The organism is Solimonas sp. K1W22B-7 (genome assembly GCF_003428335.1).
In the GTDB taxonomy this organism is placed as follows: Bacteria; Pseudomonadota; Gammaproteobacteria; order Nevskiales; family Nevskiaceae; genus Solimonas_A.
In genome coordinates this window covers 5,271,042-5,290,099 of the sequence record NZ_CP031704.1, presented here as the reverse complement: position 1 = coordinate 5,290,099, position 19,058 = coordinate 5,271,042, and the positions used below count along the sequence as shown (strand labels likewise).

16 protein-coding genes and 1 riboswitch are annotated in these 19,058 nt (G+C 67.9%); of the genes, 13 read left to right on the top strand and 3 right to left on the bottom strand.

Annotation, left to right across the window (positions count from 1 at the left end; all coding sequences use genetic code 11):
* The first annotated feature begins 57 nt into the window (after window positions 1–57).
* The 12 genes from D0B54_RS23700 to D0B54_RS25115 all read left to right on the top strand — a co-directional run bounded on the left by D0B54_RS23700 (window position 58) and on the right by D0B54_RS25115 (window position 13,355).
* The gene (locus D0B54_RS23700; RefSeq protein WP_117294790.1) at window positions 58–2,115 is read left to right on the top strand and encodes a hypothetical protein; all 2,058 of its coding nucleotides are present in this window, start codon (window positions 58–60) and stop codon (window positions 2,113–2,115) included.
* A gap of 205 nt (window positions 2,116–2,320) precedes the next feature.
* On the top strand, window positions 2,321–4,711 hold the full coding sequence (gene roxB / locus D0B54_RS23695; protein WP_117294788.1) for a rubber dioxygenase RoxB: 2,391 nt from the start codon (window positions 2,321–2,323) through the stop codon (window positions 4,709–4,711).
* A 148-nt stretch (window positions 4,712–4,859) separates the two neighbouring features.
* Window positions 4,860–5,603: a TerC family protein gene (locus D0B54_RS23690; protein ID WP_117294786.1), complete on the top strand. Its 744-nt coding sequence runs from the start codon at window positions 4,860–4,862 to the stop codon at window positions 5,601–5,603.
* Window positions 5,604–5,616: 13 nt separating this feature from the next.
* Complete coding sequence (hisC, locus tag D0B54_RS23685) at window positions 5,617–6,690, top strand: histidinol-phosphate transaminase (RefSeq protein ID WP_117294784.1); 1,074 nt, start codon at window positions 5,617–5,619, stop codon at window positions 6,688–6,690.
* A gap of 222 nt (window positions 6,691–6,912) precedes the next feature.
* A complete protein-coding gene (locus D0B54_RS23680) occupies window positions 6,913–7,359 on the top strand; it encodes a PaaI family thioesterase (RefSeq protein WP_117294782.1) in 447 nt (148 codons plus the stop codon).
* A 3-nt stretch (window positions 7,360–7,362) separates the two neighbouring features.
* Window positions 7,363–7,701, top strand: a complete 339-nt coding sequence (locus tag D0B54_RS23675) for an MGMT family protein (RefSeq protein WP_117294780.1) — start codon at window positions 7,363–7,365, stop codon at window positions 7,699–7,701.
* A gap of 89 nt (window positions 7,702–7,790) precedes the next feature.
* Window positions 7,791–8,219 (top strand): acyl-CoA thioesterase, encoded by a 429-nt coding sequence (locus tag D0B54_RS23670; protein ID WP_117294779.1) that lies wholly within the window; start codon window positions 7,791–7,793, stop codon window positions 8,217–8,219.
* The gene (locus D0B54_RS23665; protein ID WP_117294777.1) at window positions 8,216–9,343 is read left to right on the top strand and encodes a zinc-dependent alcohol dehydrogenase family protein; all 1,128 of its coding nucleotides are present in this window, start codon (window positions 8,216–8,218) and stop codon (window positions 9,341–9,343) included. Before D0B54_RS23670 ends, D0B54_RS23665 begins: the two co-directional genes overlap by 4 nt.
* Before the next feature lie 232 nt (window positions 9,344–9,575).
* Complete coding sequence (gene uvrD / locus D0B54_RS23660) at window positions 9,576–11,891, top strand: DNA helicase II (protein ID WP_117294775.1); 2,316 nt, start codon at window positions 9,576–9,578, stop codon at window positions 11,889–11,891.
* 14 nt (window positions 11,892–11,905) lie between these two features.
* A complete protein-coding gene (locus D0B54_RS23655; protein ID WP_117294773.1) occupies window positions 11,906–12,094 on the top strand; it encodes a hypothetical protein in 189 nt (62 codons plus the stop codon).
* Entirely contained in the window at window positions 12,091–12,927 is an 837-nt protein-coding gene (locus tag D0B54_RS23650) for a zinc-dependent peptidase (protein ID WP_240433506.1), read from the top strand. The genes D0B54_RS23655 and D0B54_RS23650 overlap by 4 nt, the downstream gene beginning before the upstream one ends.
* On the top strand, window positions 12,924–13,355 hold the full coding sequence (locus D0B54_RS25115) for a ribosomal protein L7/L12 (protein WP_117294771.1): 432 nt from the start codon (window positions 12,924–12,926) through the stop codon (window positions 13,353–13,355). The genes D0B54_RS23650 and D0B54_RS25115 overlap by 4 nt, the downstream gene beginning before the upstream one ends.
* Before the next feature lie 46 nt (window positions 13,356–13,401).
* Here D0B54_RS25115 and D0B54_RS23640 read toward each other — a convergent pair whose 3' ends face one another.
* Window positions 13,402–14,001, bottom strand: a complete 600-nt coding sequence (locus D0B54_RS23640) for an SPOR domain-containing protein (RefSeq protein WP_117294770.1) — start codon at window positions 13,999–14,001, stop codon at window positions 13,402–13,404.
* Window positions 14,001–15,803 (bottom strand): arginine--tRNA ligase, encoded by a 1,803-nt coding sequence (gene argS / locus D0B54_RS23635; protein ID WP_117294768.1) that lies wholly within the window; start codon window positions 15,801–15,803, stop codon window positions 14,001–14,003. Before argS ends, D0B54_RS23640 begins: the two co-directional genes overlap by 1 nt.
* A 73-nt stretch (window positions 15,804–15,876) precedes the next feature.
* Window positions 15,877–16,045, top strand: a riboswitch (yybP-ykoY riboswitch).
* Window positions 16,046–16,058: 13 nt separating this feature from the next.
* On the opposite strand from argS, the gene D0B54_RS23630 reads away from it, so the two are divergent.
* On the top strand, window positions 16,059–16,634 hold the full coding sequence (locus D0B54_RS23630) for a TMEM165/GDT1 family protein (RefSeq protein WP_117295493.1): 576 nt from the start codon (window positions 16,059–16,061) through the stop codon (window positions 16,632–16,634).
* Between the two features lie 146 nt (window positions 16,635–16,780).
* Here the strand turns inward: D0B54_RS23630 and D0B54_RS23625 are convergent, their stop codons facing one another.
* Window positions 16,781–18,970 carry a primosomal protein N' gene (locus D0B54_RS23625; RefSeq protein WP_117294766.1) on the bottom strand — a complete coding sequence of 730 codons (2,190 nt, stop codon included), beginning with the start codon at window positions 18,968–18,970 and terminating at the stop codon, window positions 16,781–16,783.
* Window positions 18,971–19,058: the final 88 nt, after the last annotated feature.

The window sequence follows — 19,058 nt, the reverse complement described above, 5'->3', positions numbered from 1 at the left end:
GGCCAGCTTCCCGCACAAGAGGAGGCAGCCGGCGCCCGGTGCATGGAGACGAGAAAAATGGCGCGAGCCTGGAAGATCTTGGGGCTGTCGGTGTGCCTGGCGCTGGGTGCCTGCTCGCGCAGCGATGACGCGGGCCCCGCGGCGCCCGGCAGCGGTGTCGTGGAGCCGCCGGTGCAGGAGCGGGCGCTGCTGGGCAGCGACCATGCGCGCTCCTACAGGGACGAGTTCTGCGAGGGGCAGCCGGACAGCGCGATGCTGCCGCAGGACCCGCGCGAGTTGATCCGGCCCGGCGTGAACGCGGGGCGCGCGGTCGCTTTCAATGCCTACTGGCAGGACTGCACCGGGCCGGGCGACAACCCGCGGCGCAAGCCGCAGAGCTGCGGCGAGTATCGCAGCCGCGTGGCGGCCGGCGAAACGCTGATGCGCAGCGGGCTGGCGATGAGCTTCCATGGGCGCGGGCTGATCGGCGCGGGCTCGTACAACGCGATGTGGCAGCGCTGGGGTTTGAGCGCGCGGCCGGCGGATTTCGATGAGCAGGCGCGGCGGCGCTACGGCCTGCCGAAGGCGAGTTTCCGCAATCCCTACCCGCTGCCGGGCGAGGACCCGGTGACCAACGATGGCGGCTCCGGCGAGCTGCCGGCGGGGCTGACGCAGATCAAGGATGCGGAGGGCCACTACAACGGCAGTATCGGCATCACCTGCGATGCTTGCCATAGCGGTGAGCTGCGCGCAGCGGGCTCGGAGTTTGTCTCGGGGCTCGGCGCGAACACCAGTGACCTCCAGCTGCTGCTGTCGGATGTGCTGCTGCCCCTGCTGCCGATCGGCTTGAACGACACGCGCGGCGTGACGAATGCGGAGGGCTTGTCGGGCCTGCTGATCGGCCTGCTTGATCTCGACTCGCTGGGCCTGCGGCCGGACAGCGCGGTGCTGCTGCAGCTGCCGGGCAACACCTCCGGCGGCGGCGATACCAAGATGCCGGCGTGGTGGAACGCGAGCCATCGGCCGCGCAAGTTCTGGGATGGCGGCTTCTCCTACGATGCCTCGCGTCTCAACAGCGCGATCCTGGAGGCGCTGCGGCCGGTGGAATCGCCGCTGGGCATGAACAAGGAATTCAACCGCGTGCTGCGCGACCGCATCGAGACGCAGAGCCTGGATGCGCAGGCCTATATCGATTCGCTGCGATCGCCGCTGTATCCGGGGCCGGTGGACGAGAACCTGGCGAAGGCCGGCGCGGTGCTGTTCCATGCCAAGGACCTGTGGGGCTCGGGCGTGAACGAGGATATTCCGCGTCCGCCCACGAACGGCTCCTGCGCGGGTTGCCATGGCGTGTACGCGGAGCGCTATGCGCATGACCCGGCCTATCTCGAGGACCCGCGCCTGCGGGGCATGGCGGGCTATATCGCGCCGATCGAGCAGATCCGCAGCGACCGGCAGCGGCTGGACGGATTCACCAAGCCGCTGCTGGAGGTGATGAGCAGCTCCTGGTTCTCCTACCCGGAGGGCTCGGAGGGCTATGTGTCGCCGGACGAGAAGAACGCGGTGGTGGAGCGGCTCGATGACCTGACGGTGTTCACCGGTACGCGCGTGAAAGGTGCCTGCACCTGGCAGGGCGCGATGCCGGAGGACGCGGTGGGCTATCTGACGCCGCCGCTGCACGGTGTCTGGGCGACGGCGCCGTATCTGCACAACGCCTCGGTGCCGGACGTGTGGAGCCTGCTCGATCCGGAGCAGCGGCCGGCGGTGTGGCGGCGCCAGCTGACGCAGGCGGAGGGCGAGGAGGGCCTGGACACGGAGCTTGCCGCTTACGATCAGCAGCGGCTGGGCTGGAAGCACGAGGCGCTGCTCTGCGGTGCGGGCGGCCTGCCCTATGTCTCCTGCGAGCTGGAGAACGCGCCGCCGGCTTTCACGGCGCTGGTGGAGTTCATCAACACGCTGCCGGGCACGCTCAACAGCCTGGGCTACCAGGTGACGCAGCCGCTGGGGCGTGCGGCGGTGCGCGAGCGGATGATCTTCAACAGCCACCAGTTCGCCAAGCGCAACACCGGGCATGACTTCACGCGGGCGCTGAGCGACCCGGAGCGGCGCGCGATCATCGAGTACCTGAAGACCTTATGAGGCGGCCCTTTCCTGAACCACCGGGTCGGCAGCAAGCTGCCTCCTACAAGGCAAGCATAGTAGGAGGCAGCTTGCTGCCGACCCGGTGGGCATGGCCGCAACGCCGGAATCCGAGTGGCCCCAGCCTCCCGGGCGGGCTATCTTCGAAGCATGGCGGCAGCCGGTGAGGACCGGAATGCCGCCCCAGTCACCATAGGACTGAAACATGAAAACCCAATCCCGCCAAGGCGGAATCCTGCTGCTGGCCCTGCTGCTCTCCGCCTGCGGCGACTACAGCGGCCGCAGCGATGCGGTGACCGGTGGCGGTGGTGGCGGGGCCTCGCCGCGCAGCATGGAACAGCTCTTCACCGGCCAGGTGCAGCCGCGCCTGGACTTCTGCCGCACCTGCCACATCGACGGCGGCGTGGCCGACGTGGAAGATGGGCAGGATTTCATGCTGCACCCCACCGACAGGTCGCAGGACCTGGCCAACCTGCGCGCCAGCTGGGAGCGGCTGGGCCGCAACAACCCCACCTCGCGCATCCTGCTGATGTCGTCGGGCCAGGAGACGCCGCATAGCGGCGGCGCGCCCTGGCCGGTGGGCAGCGATGCCTACAGGGCGATGGACGTGCTGCTCAAATGCTTCGAGGACGCCTCCGGCTGCGCCGCGCTGCTCGGCACCATCGGCGGCGGTGTCGTCAGCGAGCTGCCGCTGCTCGGCAGCCGCCGCGGCGGCCACTACTGGTTCGACTACTGCGCCGGCAAACCGGATTCCACGCCGGTGCCGCAGGACCCGCGCGAGCTGGTGACGCCGGGGGTGAGCGAAGGCAAGGCGGTGCACATGAACGCCTGGTGGCAGACCTGCCAGGCCGACAATCATCCAGGTACCTGCGGCGAACTGCGCGCGCGCTCGGACCGCGGCTACCCGCTGGTGGCCAGCGACGGTGAAGTGGGCGCGGGCCACTTCTTCGGCGGCAACGCGCCCACGGCCTTCTATGCCTTTGGTGCGGACAAGTACAACCAGATGTGGGACCGCATCTGGAAGCTCGACGCGCGGCCGGGCAACTACGACGAACTGGTGGCGGAACGCTGGGGCATGCCGCTGTCGCCCACGTCCAATCCTTATCCGCTGCCCGGTGAAGACCCCAATGCAACGAACGGCGGCAGTGGCCAGCTGCCGATGGGCATGACGCAGCTGCGCAACGAGGATGGCAGCTGGACCGGCAAGCTCAACGTCACCTGCAACATCTGCCATGGCGGCGGCGTCGGCGACAAGAGCGACGGGCCTGGCCTGGGTGCCATGTACGGCACCAACTCCCTGTCCGACATCACCGTGATGTTCAGCGACCTGGCACGGCTGGCACCGCAGCAGAGCGCACTGGCGCTGATCTCGCAGAACAAGGTGCGCGGCACCGGCAACATCACCAACTTCCAGCTGTTCGGCACGCTGACGATCACCGACGTGCCGGGGCTGCCGGGATACCTGTCGATCCAGACGCAGCCTTCGACCGGTACGGAAGATCCGCCGGTGTGGTGGAACGTCGGCAGCCGCTCGGGCAAGTTCTTCGACGGCGGCCAGGTGATGGACGCCAAGCGCATCGAGCTGTCCTTCCATTTCCCCAACACGCCCTTCCACTTCAACATGGCGGAAGACAAGCAGTGGATCATCGACCACCAGCAGGACAGCGACGCCTGGATCATGTCGCTGAAGTCGCCGCCCTGGCCGGAGAGCAAGCTCGGGACCATCGACCGGAAGATGGCCGAGCAGGGCGCGGTGATCTTCCACAGCAAGAACCTCTGGGCGGAGACCCTGCACAACCCGGTGCCGGAGCCCGAGGGCGGCAACGGCTCCTGCGCCAGCTGCCACGGTGCCTACTCGCCGCGCTACGTGCATGACAAGGCCTATCTCGACACGCCGCTGCTGGAAGGCATCGCCGCCAACATCGTGCCGATCGAGACCATCGCCACCGACCGCCGCCGCCTCGACGGCAACAGCCAGCTGGTGGCGCTGGCCGCGCGCAGCAACTGGTTCGCCTACAACGACGGCGAGAAGAACGAGAACGGCGTGTCGCTCTGTGCCGACTGGAACGACACCGCACTGCGCGGCGACCGCAAGCTGGGCTACCTCGCGCCGCCGCTGTACGGCGTCTGGGCCACCGCGCCGTATTTCCACAACGGCGCGGTGCCCAACCTCTGGCAGGTGCTGCAGCCCACCGCACGCCCCGCGATCTGGCGCCGCAACTCCAAGACCGCGCCCGCCGGGATGGAAGGCAAGGTCGTGATGGGCTTCGACTCCGCGCTGGCCACCGGCTACGACAAGGCCGACGTCGGCTGGAAATACGAAACCCTGAGCTGCGGCATCGGCTCCATGCCGTTCTACGACTGCAGCGACGACCCGGACGGCGCCACCATCCAGGACGCCCTGGCCCTGGTCTGGGCCAACGGCGGCCTGGCCTGGAACCTGATCAACGCCCCGATCCTCAGCGACCGGCAGGTGGAAGACCGCAAGGTCTACAACAGCTTCTACTACAGCCAGGACAAGGGCGGGCACGAATTCACCCGCGTGCTGACCGACCAGGAGCGCCGGGCGCTGATCGAGTACATGAAGACGCTGTAAGCGTGGGTTGGCTCCCTCTCCCGCTGGCGGGAGAGGGAATCTGACGCTGCACATTTCCCCAACCCCCTCAGGAACTTGCCCGGCCGGGCACGGTCTGTGGGCCCTCCTCGGCTAAAATGCCGCCCGCCCCGCCCCCTGACGCCCACCCATGGACGCCCTGCTACAGCCTGAACTCTGGATTGCCCTCTTCACCCTGACCGCGCTCGAGATCGTTCTCGGCATCGACAACATCATTTTCCTGTCGATCATGGCCAACAAGCTGCCCGAGCATCAGCGCGCCCGGGCCCGCAGCATCGGCCTGGCCGGTGCCTGCCTGATGCGTGTTGGGCTGCTGCTGTCGCTGGCCTGGGTCGCCAAGCTGACGACACCGCTGTTCCATGTCGGCGACACCCCCGTGTCCGGCCGTACCATCATCCTGGTCGGCGGCGGCCTGTTCCTGCTGGCCAAGAGCGCGCTGGAAATCCACGAATCGGTCGAGGGCGATGGCCACGGCGCCAACAACGCCGCCGGCAAGGCCATTGGAGTGAGCTTCGCTTCGGTGATCGTGCAGATCATGATCCTGGACATCGTGTTCTCGCTGGACTCGGTGATCACCGCGATCGGCATGACCGACAACGTCCAGGTGATGATCGCGGCGATCATCATCGCCATCGCCGTGATGATGTTCTTCTCCGGCGCGATCTCGCGCTTCGTCGAGCGTCATCCCACGATCAAGGTCCTGGCGCTGTCCTTCCTGATCATGATCGGCATGGTGCTGATCGGCGAGGGCATGGGCTTCCACGTGCCCAAGGCCTACGTCTACGTCGCCATGGCCTTCTCGGTCACGGTGGAACTGCTGAACATCCGCATGCGCCGCCAGCTGGGCAAGGGCGAGTCGCGGGTTGAACTCTGAGGAAGCAGCCGTCATGAGCAGCGAGGCAAACCGCTACTGGAGCAGCGTGGTCCGCGGCCTGACGCCCTATGTCCCGGGCGAGCAGCCAAAGATCGCGGACCTGATCAAGCTCAACACCAACGAGAATCCCTACCCGCCGTCGCCCAGGGCGACGGCGGCAATCTCCGCGGCGGTGGACGGGTCGCTGCGCCTGTATCCAGACCCGAACGCCGACAGGCTCAAGGCCGCCATCGCGGCCGCGCATGGCCTGAAGCCGGCGCAGGTCTTCGTCGGCAACGGTTCCGACGAGGTGCTGGCCTTCGTCTTCCAGGGCCTGCTCAAGCACGAGCAGCCGATCCTGTTCCCGGACATCACCTACAGCTTCTACCCGGTGTACTGCGGACTCTACGGCGTGGAGTACCGCACGCTGCCGCTGGACGAGTCTTTCCGCATTCGCGTGGCCGACTACGCCCGGCCCAACGGCGGCGTGATCCTGCCCAACCCGAACGCGCCCACCGGCTGCCTGCTGTCGCTGGTCGAGATCGACGCGCTGCTGGCGGCGAATACGGAGTCGGTAGTGGTGATCGACGAGGCCTACATCGACTTCGGCGGCGAGTCCGCCGCGGCCCTGGTGGACCGTCACCCCAACCTGCTGGTGGTGCAGACCTTCTCCAAGTCGCGCTCGCTGGCCGGCATGCGCGTCGGTTTCGCCCTGGGCCACCCGGGGCTGATCGACGCGCTGGAGCGCATCAAGAACAGTTTCAACTCCTACCCGCTGGACCGCCTGGCCCAGGCCGGCGCCACCGCGGCGATGGAAGACCGGGCGTATTTCGAGCAGACCTGCCGCGCCGTGATCGCCACGCGCGAGCGCCTGGCCGGCGAGCTGGCCGCGCTGGGCTTCGAGGTGCTGCCCTCGGCGGCGAACTTCGTGTTCGCGCGCCATCCGGGGCGTGACGCCGCACAGCTCGCGGCCGCGCTGCGCGAACGCAAGATCATCGTGCGCCACTTCAAGGCCGCGCGCATCGAGCAGTTCCTGCGCATCACCATCGGCACCGACGAGCAGTGCGCGGCGCTGGTGACGGCGTTGAGGGAAATCCTGGCAGGCTGACGTCGTTTCTTTTGTAGGAGCGGCTGTTAGCCGCGAGGGCGCTCGCGGCTAACAGCCGCTCCTACAAAAGAGGACATCGGCTGAATTCACACCGTCTTTGTGGGAGCGACGCAAGTCGCGATCTTCCAGGCTTTAAAGATCGCGACTTGCGTCGCTCCCACGTGGGAAAGCCCAGGCGCTATCATCCCCCACGCGGCATCCCGCCGCGCCCCGGATGCCGCCATGTCCGCCGATCCCGCGCAGTCCTCCGCCATCGACGAGGCGCGCCGCATCTATGAGCAGGCGCCGTACATCCAGAACCTCGGTGCCCAAGTAGTGGAAGCAGGGCCCGGCCGCATCGTCGCCGAGTTCGCGCTGGCGCCGCATCTGACCCAGCATCACGGCCTGCTGCATGCCGGCGCCGCCGCGACCCTGGCCGACCACACCGCAGGCGCGGCCGCCACCACCTTGCTGCAAGCCGGGCAGGCCGTGCTGACGGTGGAGTTCAAGATCAACATCCTGCGGCCCGGCCGCGCGCCGCGCTACCGCTGCGAGTCCGAGGTGCTCAAGCCCGGCCGCCGCATCAGCGTGGTGGAGTCCTCGGTCTGGGGTGTATACGAGGACGGCCGCCGCGAGCTGCAATCCAAGGCCACGGTGACGCTCGCCGTGGTCGATGCGGAGGGAATCTGAGCCATGGGCAAGCTGCAGGAAGACTTCGAGAAGATCTGGGCCACGATCCGCCGCGTGCCGCTGGGCCGTGTCGCCACCTACGGCCAGATCGCCGCCGAATCCGGCTTCGTGAAGCGCCCGCGCCTCACCGCGCAGGCCCTGGCCCACGTGCCGCCGGGCATGGAGATTCCCTGGCACCGCATCATCAACGCCCAGGGCAAGAGTTCCTTGCCCGAGGGCAGCCGCGGCAACCGCGAGCAGCTGAAGCGCCTGAAAAACGAGGGCGTCAAGATCGTGAAGGGCAAGATCGATCTCGAGGTCTACCGCTGGCGGCCGCGCTCGCTGGCGCCGCTGCTGGACTGATTGGCGCCTGCGACGGCATTCCTGGCGCCTGCGCCCTTGCCCCGCGACCTCTCCCCCGTGTCCAATGCCGGAAAGAACGAGGAGAGAACATGAGCGTCCGTGCCGGCTATCCGCACTTCCAGGCCATCACCACCCGCTGGAAGGACAACGACGTCTACGGCCACGTCAACAACGTCGAGTACTACAGCTACTTCGACACCGTCATCAACAGCTACCTGATCCGCCAGGGCGGGCTGGACATCCACAAGGGCGCCAACATCGGCCTCTGCGTCGAATCGCACTGCCGCTTCGACGCGCCGCTGGAATTCCCCGACGCGGTCGATGCCGGCCTGCGCGTGGTCAAGCTGGGCAACTCCAGCGTGCGCTACGAGATCGGCCTGTTCCGCGAGGGGCAGGACCAGCCGGCGGCCGAAGGCTGGTTCGTCCATGTCTTCGTTGATCGCCAAACGCGCCGCCCGGCGGCGCTGCCCGACACGCTGCGCGCCGCGCTGCAGAAGCTCTTGAAGGAGACCGCATGAAAGTCCGTGCCGCCGTGCTGCGCCAGATGGGCCTGCCCGCCCCCTATGCCCAGTCCAAGCCGCTGGTGATCGAGACCGTGGACCTGGACCCGCCGGGCCCTGGCGAAATCCTGGTCAAGGTGCTGGCCGCCGGCCTCTGCCATTCCGACCTGTCGGTGATCGACGGCTCGCGCCCGCGCGTGATGCCGATGGTGATGGGCCACGAGGCCGCCGGCGAGATCGTCGAGGTCGGCGCCGGCGTGCAGGACCTGCGGATCGGCGACCGCGTGGTGTTCTCCTTCGTGCCGGTCTGTGGCCACTGCCTGCCCTGCGCCAGCGGCCGCCCGGCGCTGTGCGAGCCCGGTGCCAAGGCCAATGTCGCCGGCACGCTGCTGTCGGGGGCGCGCCGCTGGCATGAGCACAACGATTCACTGAACCATCACCTCGGCGTGTCGGCCTTTGCCGAGTACACCGTGGTGTCGGCGCGCTCGGCGGTCAAGATCGACCCCGACCTGCCGCCGCAGATCGCCGCGCTGTTCGGCTGCGCGGTGATGACCGGCATGGGCGCGGTGGTGAACACCGCCCGCGTGGCCCCTGGCGAGAGCGTCGCCGTGTTTGGCCTGGGTGGCGTGGGCCTGGCCGCGCTGGTCGGTGCCAAGGCCGCCGGCGCCTACCCGCTGGTGGCCATCGACGTGCTGCCGCAGAAGCTCAAGCTGGCCGCCGAACTGGGCGCCACGCACTGCGTGCTGGCCGCGCCCGGTGCCGACGTGGTCGCCGCGGTCCGCGACCTCACCGATGGCGGCGTGCAGTTCGCCATCGAGACCGTCGGCCACGAGCAGGTGCTGGTGCAGGCCTACGGTGCCACCCGCCGTGGCGGCACCACCGTCACCGCCGGCCTGCCGCACCCGTCCAAGCAGTTCTCGATTTCCGCTGTGAGCCTGGTAGCCGAGGAACGTACCGTGAAAGGCTCCTACATGGGCTCCTGCGTGCCCTCGCGCGACATCCCGCGCTTCATCGGCATGTACCGCGCCGCGCGCCTGCCGGTGGACCGGCTGCTGACGCATGAGATCAGGCTGGAGGACATCAACGAGGCCTTCGATCGCCTGGCGACGGGGGCGGCGGTGCGGCAGGTGGTGATGTTCTAGTGTTGTTCTTCCCTCTCCCCTCGTGGGAGAGGGACTGAGGGAGAGGGGGCTCGGTGGCGGGTACGCACTGCGCGGCCGGTTGAACGCTCCCCCTCTCCTCGGCAACTGCTCCATGCGTTGCCCTACCTCGGGGATCCATCCCCTCGCCAACCCCTCTCCCGCAAGGGGAGAGGGGCTCAAAACGGAGGCCTATCGCGCGGGAGAGGGAGTGCTATCCGGGGTAAAATACCCCATGGATTTCCTCCCCCCTCATGACCCCACCGTCGCCCAGCTGACCCGCGACCTCAATCCGGCGCAGCGCGAGGCGGTGACGGCACCGCCGGAGCACCGGCTGGTGCTGGCCGGTGCGGGCTCGGGAAAGACGCGGGTGCTGACGCATCGCGTGGCCTGGGTGATCGCGGTGGAAGGCGTTTCGCCGCAGTCGGTGCTGGCGGTGACCTTCACCAACAAGGCCGCCAACGAAATGCGCGGCCGCATCGAGCAGCTGATCAAGGTGCCGGTGCGCTCGATGTGGGTCGGCACCTTCCACGGCATCGCGCACCGCATGCTGCGGCTGCACTGGAAGGAAGCAAAGCTGCCGCAGAACTTCCAGATCCTCGACGCCGACGACCAGCAGCGCCTGGTCAAGCGCGTATGCAAGGCCCTGGACCTGCCGGAAGACAAGTATCCGCCCAAGGCACTGACCGGCTGGATCAACGCGCGCAAGGAAGAGGCGCTGCGCGCGCACCACATCCAGGACACCGGCGACTTCGCGATGCGCCAGTACGTGCGCGTCTACACCGCCTACGAGGAACAGTGCCGCCGCAGCGGCCTGGTGGACTTCGCCGAGCTGCTGCTGCGCGCCTACGAGCTGTGCCGCGACGACCTCGGCATCCAGCGCCACTACCGCACGCGCTTCCGCCACATCCTGGTCGACGAGTTCCAGGACACCAACAAGCTGCAGTACGACTGGCTGCGCACGCTGGCCGGCGACCGCGGCGTGCTGTTCGCGGTGGGCGACGACGACCAGTCGGTGTACTCCTGGCGCGGCGCGCGTGTGGAGAACATGCTGCACCTGCAGCGCGATTTCCTCGGCACCGAGGTGGTGCGCCTGGAGCAGAACTACCGCTCCACCGGCACCATCCTGCGCGCGGCCAACGGCCTGATTGCCAAGAACAACGGCCGCCTCGGCAAGAACCTGTGGACCGATGGCGGCGACGGCGAGCAGATCCAGCTCTACGCCGCCTTCAACGAGTACGACGAGGCGGAGTTCGTCATCAACCGCATCCGCGACGGAGTGGAGGGGCGCCGCCGCTACAGCGACCACGCGATCCTCTACCGCACCAGCGCGCAGTCGCGCGTGATCGAAGAAATCCTGATCCGCAACCGCATGCCCTACCGCATCACCGGCGGCCTGCGCTTCTTCGAGCGGCAGGAAATCAAGGACGCGCTGGCCTTCCTGCGACTGCTGCACAACCGTGACGACGACACCAGCTTCGAGCGCGCCGTCGGCACGCCGCCGCGCGGCATCGGCGCCACCACGGTCGAGAAGCTGCGCCTGTGGGCGCGCGAGCAGGACATCTCGCTGTGGGCGGCGGCCAAGCTCGGCCAGCAGCACCTGGGCCGCTCCGCCAACGCGGTCAACCAGTTCATGGCGCTGATCGAGGCGATCGCTGCCGAGGGCAAGGACTTCCCGCTGTCGCAGCTCACCGAGCTGGTGATCGCGCGCACCGGCCTGCGCGATCACTACAAGAAGGAAAAGGGCGAACAAGCGGAAGGCCGCCTGGAGAACCTCGACGAACTGGTCAGCGCCGCGCGCGGCTTTGAGTTGCTGCCCTCGCCGATGGCCGACGAGGACATGCCGGAGATGGATCCGCTGTCGAACTTCCTCGGCCACGCCGCGCTGGAAGCGGGCGAGCAGCAGGCCGGGCCGGGCGAGGAGAGCGTGCAGCTGATGACGCTGCATGCCGCCAAGGGCCTGGAATTTCCGGCGGTGTTCCTGGTGGGTGTGGAGAACGGCCTGTTCCCCAACATGCGCTCCATCGAGGAAGGCAACATCGAGGAAGAGCGGCGCCTCTGCTACGTCGGCATCACCCGTGCCCGCGAAAACCTCTACGTCTCCTACGCCGAGGTGCGGCGCGTGCATGGCGTGGAGCAGATCGGCAGCCCCTCGCAGTTCATCAAGGAAATCCCCGCCGAGACCCTGCAGGAGACGCGGCCACGCGCCCAGGTGCTGCGCCCGGCTTTTGTCGCACGCGAGTCGAACTTTGGCGGCGGTTACTCGCGCGGCGGTGGCAGTGGCTACGGCGGCGGTTCGGGCAACAGCAATGCCTACGAGCGCGGCGGCTATGCCGGCTACGACCGCAGCGCGGCGCGCCCGGTGCTGAAGGAAAGCAACTTCGGCCCCGGCGGCTTTTCGCTGGGCCAGCGGGTGAAACATGCCAAGTTCGGCGAGGGCACCATCCTGAGCTTCGACGGCGACGGTGAACGTGCCCGGGCGGAGGTGAAGTTCAAGACCGCCGGGAACAAGTGGCTGCTTTTGTCGGTCGCAAACCTGCAAGGCCTGTAACGCCGGAGACGGTCATGAGCACTGAATTCTTCTGGGTCGCGGTGCTGGTGGTGATCCTGCTGGCCGGCCCCTTCGCGACGCTGCGTGCCGTCTCGGCTTACCGCCTGCGTGTGAGCGAGTCGGTGAAGAAGCGCCAGAAGCAGATGGAGGCCCAGGAAAAGGCCGAGGAAAGCAGCCCCGACAAGCCGCGCGGATTCTGGTGAGCGACGCGCAGGGCCTGATCGGTCTTCTGGTCGTCGCGGGCCTCGCGCTGGCACTATGGCGGCTGTTCCGGCCGACGCCGCTGGCGGTCGAGCCGCTGCCGCCGCAATGGCAGACGCGTCTTGCCGCGCTGGTGCCGCAGTCCGCCTGGGTGCCGGAAGCGCAACGCGCGCTCTACGAGTCCCGCGTCGAGGAATTCCTGAAAACCAAGCGCTTCGTGCCCTGCGGCGGGCTGCAGCAGGTCATGGAAGATCAATGTCTGGTCATCGCAGGTTATGCCGCCCTGCTGCTGCTACGGCCGGATGCGCCGGTGTTCCCCGGGATGCACAGTGTGCTGCTCTATCCAGAGGCTTTTCTGATCCCGCAGGTCGGGTCGGAGGGCCAACTGGACGCGCTGGACGCGTTGCTGCCGGTTCCGGACGAGCCGCAGGAAACCTTTGGCGAATCCTGGGAGGGCGAGCACGTGGTCCTGTCCTGGGCCGATGTCGAGCTTGCGCGACATGGCGACAGCATGAATGTGGTGGTTCACGAATTCGCGCACCAGCTCGATGACGAGAACCCATTGACCGAGGGAGCGCCGGCGCTGCGTGACTACAGTCGCTGGTCCGTGGTGATGCAGAAGGAATACGAGCGCCTGCAGCGCCACCGCCGTCCGCCGGTGCTGGACCCCTACGGAGCCGAAAGCCCCGGCGAGTTCTTCGGCGTGGTCACCGAGTCCTTCTTCCAGCGGCCGGTGGAGTTGCAGCGCCACCATGCCGAGTTGTATGCCCTGCTGGCGGACTACTATCGGCTCGATCCTGTGTCAGGATTGAAGTCTGTGGGAGAAACGCCATGAATCCAGCCGTGGAAGAAATCGCCGCCCTGGTGCGCCAGGGCAACAAGCTGGAAGCGATCAAGCGCCTGCGCCAGGTCAGCGGCCTGGGTCTCAAGGAAGCACACGACCTGATCGAGAACGATCCCTCGCCTGCCGCGCTGGAGCGCGTCGTGCGCCGCCTGCCCGCGAGCGCCGCAGCGCCCGGTGCGGGAATCGGTTCGGCCGAGGTGCGGCGGCTGGTGGCCGAGGGCCAGATGATCGAGGCGATCAAGCTGCTGCGCGAGGAGACCGGCCTGGGCCTGAAGCAGGCCAAGGACCTGGTCGATGCGATGAAGCCGGCGCCGGCGGTCACTCCGCCGGGGGATGGGCTGCCGGTGAAGTGGATCGTGGCGGCGGTGCTGGCGCTGGCGGTATGTGCGGCGCTTTATGCGGTGGGAATCCGGCCGTAGTTTTTGTCCCCTCTCCCGCCGGCGGGAGAGGGAATGAGGCGATTGCTTACTTAACCTTCACCACCATCGCCTGAATCCCGTTGTCCTCGAGCCGGCTGCTGAGGATCTGCACCTTGCCGAAGTCTTTCAGCGGGCCGATGCGCACGCGGTAGAAGGTGTCGGAGCCGTCGATGGTCACGGTCTCGATGCGCGACTCGGCGCCCAGCAGGGCCAGCGTGGCCTTCTGCTTGTCGGCCTCCTCCCGATCACGGTAGGAGCCGGCCTGGATGACGTAGCTGGAGCCGTCGCCGCTGGCGGTCTTGGCGGCATCCTTGTCGCCCCGCGGAACCACCACTTCCTCGCTCGGCAGCAGTTCATAGAAGGTGAAGCGCGCTTTTTCCTTCGGCGGCAGCTTCAGGGCTTCCTTTGAGGGCTTCTTCGGCTTGGTGGCTTCTTCCGGTTCCGCAGGCGCTTGCGACGCTTGCTCCGCGCTCATCATCGTGGAGGACGGGCGCTTGATGTAGACGAAGGCCGCCACCGCCAGGCCGATGGCCAGGCCGAACACCAGCCAGACCCAGCCCGGCATGCCGCTGCCGCCGCCGCCGGAACGGCCGCGCGTCTGCTTGCGGCCACCGCCGCGCGAATTCTGTGCGTAATCGCGTGCCATCAGGTCGTTTCTTCCCGGTACATTTTTTCCGGCGCGCTGACGCCGAGGAGTCCCAGCGCATTGCGCAGCACCTGCCCCACGGCGCTGATCAGCGCCAGGCGCGCGTTCTGCAGCTCGGCATCGTCATCCACCAGGAAGCGATGGATGTTGTAGTAGCTGTGCAGGCCCTCGGCGAGGTCCTTGAGGAAGAACACCAGGGTGTGCGGCGTGAATTCCGCCGCCGCCTTGCGCAGTGTTTCCGGGTAGCGGTTGAGCAGGGTCAGCAGCGCCTTCTCATGCTCGTTGTCGAGACGCTGCAGTGCGGCGATGCCGGCCGCCGGGTCGAACTTGCCGCCCTTCTCCGCCAACTGGTCGAACACGCGGCAGATGCGCGCATGCGCGTACTGCACGTAGTAGACCGGATTGTCGGTGGTCTGCGAACGCGCCAGGTCGATGTCGAACTCCAGGTGCTGCTCGTGGCCGCGCATCAGGTAGAAGAAGCGCGTGGCGTCGGTGCCGGCCTCGTCGATCAGGTCCTGCAGGGTCACGAAGTTGCCGCTGCGCTTGCCCATGCGCCCGGACGACAGCGTCACGAACTGGATCAGCTGCACGTTGAGCGCGTCCTTGCGGCCGGTGAGGGCCTCGATGGCGGCGCGCACGCGGGCGATGTAGCCGTGGTGATCCGCACCCCAGACGTCCATCAGCAGGTTCCAGCCGCGGTCGAGCTTGTCGACGTGGTAGGCCAGGTCGTTGCAGAAATAGGTGGCGGCGCCGTCGGCCTTCACCAGCACGCGGTCCTTCTCGTCGCCGTAGGCCTCGGTCTTCATCCAGACCGCGCCGTCCTTGTCGTAGACCAGGCCCTGCTCGCGCAGACGCGCGATGGCCTTCTCGACGAAGCCACTCTTCACCAGCTCGGCCTCGGAGGACCACTGGTCGAAGCCCACGTTGAAGTCCGACAGCGTCTTGCGGATCGCACCCAGCTGGTCGTCCAGTGCGGCTTGGCGAATCTGTTCCCACCGAGACTCGCCCAGGTTCACCTTAGCTAGGCTAATGACACGATCCAAATAGGCTTCCTGCCCGAGCTTGGCAGTTTCCTTCTCGCGATCCGTAGCGTTTTCGCCCGCAACAGGTTCAGTTTCAATCTCATGCCAATCGAGAGGATCGTTGACCGGCTTGAGGCCGTCGCCATGGCTATCCTGCAGCTTCTTGGCCGTCACCTTGATGTAGTCTGCGGGATAGCACCGCTTCGGCATCGCCAGAGTTTTGCCAAAGAGTTCCAGATAGCGAAGCAGTACCGACACGGTCAATACATCCACCTGGCGGCCGGCGTCATTGATGTAGTACTCGCGCCAGACCGTCCAGCCGGTGGCGGACAGCAGGTTGCAGATGCTGTCGCCGTAGGCGGCGCCGCGGCCGTGGCCGACGTGCATCGGGCCGGTGGGGTTGGCGGAGACGAACTCCACCATGATCCTGCCGGCCTTGCCGCTGCGGTCCACGCCGTAGTCCGCACCTTGCTTCAGCACTTCGGCGACCACCGCCTGGAAGGCGGACTTGTTGAGGAAGAAGTTGATGAAGCCCGGCCCGGCGATCTCCACCTTGGCGACCTGGGCCGAGGCCGGCAGCTTCTGCAGCAGCTTCTCGGCGACCGCGCGCGGCGGCAGCCCCAGCGGCTTGGCCAGCTGCAGGGCGAGGTTGGTCTGGAAGTCGCCGAACTTGGCGTCCTTGGTGGCGTCCAGCTGGATGGCGGGGGCGGCGTCGGTGCCGGCCTCGGCCTGCAGCGCGTCGAGGGCGGCGCGCAACAAATCGTGCAAATGGGCTTTCATCAGCGTTGAATCAGGTTCTTAAGGCGTGAATTGTAGCCGGCCATGGGCTTTCGGGTCGCTTTGGGCTATATTCGCGGCCGTTTTTGGGGAGTAGCGCCCTGCGCAAGCAGGGGGATGCGTCAACATACTTGGCCCGCATGGCCATGGTGCATCCAGCCGGTTCCGGCATGCGAGACCAAGACAGACATGCCGCGCCGCCGGGCGCCTGCATGGATGTCTTGCGTCCTTTTCGCGCCCGGCCTGGAGTACCTGAAAGTGGAATCCTTCCTCGTCTCGACCGGCGCCGTGTTCCTCGGCGAAATCGGCGACAAAACCCAGCTTCTCGCCCTGCTGCTCGCCAGCCGTTTCAAGCGGCCCTGGCCGGTGATCGCCGGCATCCTCGTTGCCACCCTGTTCAACCATGCCCTGGCCGGTATCGCCGGCCAATGGCTGCGCGGCCTGCTGGATCCGGCCTGGCTGCCCTGGATCGTCGGCATCTCCTTCATCGGCGTCGGCCTGTGGGCACTCAAGCCCGATACCGTGGAGCAGGGGGAGGCCGAGCGCAGCGGCGGCAGCGTGTTCTGGATCACCACGGTCTGCTTCTTCCTGGCCGAAATCGGCGACAAGACCCAGATCGCCACCACCCTGCTGGCGCTGAAGTACGAATCCCTGGTCGCGGTGGTGGCCGGCACCACCACCGGCATGCTGCTGGCCGACGTGCCGGTGGTGTTCCTGGGGGCGGCGCTGGCGAGCCGGCTGCCGCTGAAGCCGATCCGGTTTGCGGCGGCGGGGTTGTTTGTGCTGCTGGGCGTGCTGACGCTGGTTTTTGGCCGAGGGTTGGCGAGCGGCTAAGACTCTGTCCCCTCTCCCGCTTGCGGGAGAGGGTGGCCGGAGGCCGGGAGAGGGTTTCTGTAACTCTTGCTTGGCGTGCGAATTCGCCATTTACAGAAACCCTCTCCCCCAGCCCCTCTCCCGTAAACGGGCGAGGGGAGGAACAGCTAAAACAAATCCGCCGGATCCACGTCCACCGACCAGCGGACCTTCCGCGCATCCGGCAGCCCATCCAGCCGCGTGACCCCCGCCGCCAGCACCTTCTGCAGCGCCGCGCGGCTGGTGGACTGCAGCAGCAGCTGCGCCCGCACGTAGCCGCCGCGCCGTTCCATCAGCGCCGGCACCGGGTCGGACAGCATCACGTCGGCGGCGTGCGGTGCCAGCAGTTCGCGGGCGGCGGCGAGGAAGCGCAGCGGCAATTCCGCGTCCATCGACTCGGCGCGCAGCAGCGCCAGGTGCGAGTACGGCGGCAGGCCGGCGGCTTCGCGTTCGGCCAGCAGCAGCTCGGCCAGGGCCGGGTAGCCGCCGGTGATCAGGCGCAGCAGGGCGGGATGCTGCGGCTCATGGGTCTGCAGCAGTACCTCGGCGGTGGGGGCGCTGTCGCCCTCGATACCGGCGCTGCGGCCGGCTCGGCCGGCCACCTGGGTGACCAGCTGGCCCATGCGCTCGACGGCGCGGAAGTCGGCGCCGTACAGGGCCTGGTCGGCGGAGACGATGCCCACCAGCGACAGGCCGGGGAAGTCGTGGCCCTTGGCCAGGATCTGGGTGCCGACCAGGATGCGGATGTCGCCGCTGCGGATGTCGGCCAGCAGCTTCTCCAGCTCACCCTTCCTGGCCAGGCGGTCGGAGTCGAAGCGCTCGGTGCGCACCATCGGGAAGCGGTTGCGCAGCGCGTCCTCGATGCGCTCCGTGCCCTCGCCCACCGGCAGCAGCTTGCTGCCGCCGCAGCCGCCGCAGCGGCTGGGAGTGGGCTGCTGGGCGCCGCAGTGATGGCAGACCAGCCGGCGCCGGCCGCGGTGCAGGGTCATGCGGGCGTCGCAGTGCTGGCAGGCCGCCATCCAGCCGCAGTCGTGGCAGACCAGCATCGGCGCGTAGCCGCGGCGGTTGATGAACAGCAGGGCCTGGCCGCCGGCATCGAGGTGTTGCTGCACCTTGCCCAGCAGCGGCTCCGACAGTCCGTGCTGCAGCAATTGCCCGCGCAGGTCCAGGGCCTGCACCTGCGGCGGGGCGCCGCGGCCAACGCGGGCCGACAGTTCGATACGCCGGTAGCGGCCGGCGCCGGCGTTGTGCAGGCTTTCCAGCGCCGGGGTGGCGCTGCCCAGGATCAGCGGGATGCCGAGGCGCTGCGCGCGCAGCACGGCGACGTCGCGGGCCGAGTAGCGGAAGCCTTCCTGCTGCTTGTAGGAGGGGTCGTGCTCCTCGTCGATCACGATCAGTTCCAGCCGGATGAAGGGCAGGAACACGGCCGAGCGGGTGCCCACCACCACCCGTGCCGCGCCGCTGCGGGCGCGCAGCCAGCTCTTGCCGCGCTCGGCCTCGCTCATGCCGGAATGGAAGGCGGCCACGCCTTCGCCGAAGCGCTGCACCAGACGTTCCACCAGCTGCGGGGTCAGGCCGATCTCGGGGGCCAGCACCAGGGCCTGGCCGCCGCGCTCCAGCACCTCGGCGACCCGGCGCAGGTACAGCTCGGTCTTGCCGCTGCCGGTGACGCCCTGCAGCAGGGCCACGTCGAAACCGCGGGCCGCCTGCAGTCCGGCCAGGGCGGCGGCCTGCTCCGGGGTCAGCTCCGGCGGGGTCTCGGCCAGGGCGAACGGCAGGGCGGTGGCCGGCACCGTTTCGATCCAGCCGGACTCCAGCGCCAGGGCCAGCGCCGGGCCGCGCGGCAGGGCCGAGCGCGGCAGCGGGCCGGGGCCGAGGGTCTGCAAGAGCTTGCGCAGGTTCTTCTTGCGGCTGGGCAGTTCACCCAAAGCGGCCGCACCGGAACGGGTCAGGCGCAGGCCCGGGTCTTCCGGCAACTGCGCCGGCTGGCCGCGCCGCAGCGGGCCGGGCAGCAGGGCCGACATCACCTCGCCGGGCGGGTGGCGGTAGTAGTCCGCCGCCCAGCGCGCCAAACCCAGCACTTCGCGCGACAACAGGGCCTCTTCGTCCAGCAACTCCTCGACGTGGCGGTAACCCTCCGTGTCGGCCCCGGCCTCGCGCGGGGCCTCCAGGGCCACGCCGACCAGCTGGCGGCGCCCGAAAGGGACCTTCAGGCGCATGCCCGGCTGCAGCCGCCCGCGCATGCGCGCGGGCACCAGATAGTCGAAGGTTTTGTAGAGCGGTACCGGAACGGCAACCGCCACCAATTCGAGGCTCACGAGGCTGTGGATAAGTTTGGGGATAGTTCCGAGTAGTAAATTTGACCTATGCCGTCGTTTGGGAGCGCCAACTTTCCGGCTTTGCAAA

Bases quoted from the DNA above. Each gene is read 5' to 3' on its own strand.
- D0B54_RS23700 (WP_117294790.1), top strand. From the start codon at position 58: ATGGCGCGAGCCTGGAAGATCTTGGGGCTGTCGGTGTGCCTGGCGCTG.
- roxB (WP_117294788.1), top strand. From the start codon at position 2,321: ATGAAAACCCAATCCCGCCAAGGCGGAATCCTGCTGCTGGCCCTGCTG.
- D0B54_RS23690 (WP_117294786.1), top strand. From the start codon at position 4,860: ATGGACGCCCTGCTACAGCCTGAACTCTGGATTGCCCTCTTCACCCTG.
- hisC (WP_117294784.1), top strand. From the start codon at position 5,617: ATGAGCAGCGAGGCAAACCGCTACTGGAGCAGCGTGGTCCGCGGCCTG.
- D0B54_RS23680 (WP_117294782.1), top strand. From the start codon at position 6,913: ATGTCCGCCGATCCCGCGCAGTCCTCCGCCATCGACGAGGCGCGCCGC.
- D0B54_RS23675 (WP_117294780.1), top strand. From the start codon at position 7,363: ATGGGCAAGCTGCAGGAAGACTTCGAGAAGATCTGGGCCACGATCCGC.
- D0B54_RS23670 (WP_117294779.1), top strand. From the start codon at position 7,791: ATGAGCGTCCGTGCCGGCTATCCGCACTTCCAGGCCATCACCACCCGC.
- D0B54_RS23665 (WP_117294777.1), top strand. From the start codon at position 8,216: ATGAAAGTCCGTGCCGCCGTGCTGCGCCAGATGGGCCTGCCCGCCCCC.
- uvrD (WP_117294775.1), top strand. From the start codon at position 9,576: ATGGATTTCCTCCCCCCTCATGACCCCACCGTCGCCCAGCTGACCCGC.
- D0B54_RS23655 (WP_117294773.1), top strand. From the start codon at position 11,906: ATGAGCACTGAATTCTTCTGGGTCGCGGTGCTGGTGGTGATCCTGCTG.
- D0B54_RS25115 (WP_117294771.1), top strand. From the start codon at position 12,924: ATGAATCCAGCCGTGGAAGAAATCGCCGCCCTGGTGCGCCAGGGCAAC.
- D0B54_RS23640 (WP_117294770.1), bottom strand. From the start codon at position 14,001: ATGGCACGCGATTACGCACAGAATTCGCGCGGCGGTGGCCGCAAGCAG.
- argS (WP_117294768.1), bottom strand. From the start codon at position 15,803: ATGAAAGCCCATTTGCACGATTTGTTGCGCGCCGCCCTCGACGCGCTG.